The organism is Fructilactobacillus sp. X2R6C1 (genome assembly GCF_059901295.1).
The window spans coordinates 1-244 of the sequence record NZ_JBWXUZ010000068.1 but is presented as its reverse complement, the minus strand read 5'-3'; the positions used below and the strand labels follow the sequence as shown (position 1 = coordinate 244).

The window sequence follows — 244 nt, the reverse complement described above, 5'->3', positions numbered from 1 at the left end:
TTTATAGGATGGTTTGTTCCTGAAATTGTCAATGGATTTAAATAAATAAAGCGAAGTGCCAGATATAGAAATTTAACTTTATCTGGCACTTCGTTTTTTTTACGGTTTTTATTAAATAAATTCACTTCATCTCAATCACTATCTTGCCAGTAGCGTGGTGTGATTCCAGTAGTTTATATCCTTCAAGCACGTCACTAAACGGGAAGACCTTGTCAATAATCGGTCTTAACTGCTGGTTTTCAAT

General features: G+C 34.0%; 1 protein-coding gene. It reads right to left on the bottom strand.

Annotated features, from left to right (window positions below):
• Positions 1 to 121: 121 nt before the first annotated feature.
• Positions 122 to 244 (bottom strand): zinc-binding dehydrogenase, encoded by a 123-nt coding sequence (locus AC6UDF_RS07390; protein ID WP_500724246.1) that lies wholly within the window; start codon positions 242 to 244, stop codon positions 122 to 124.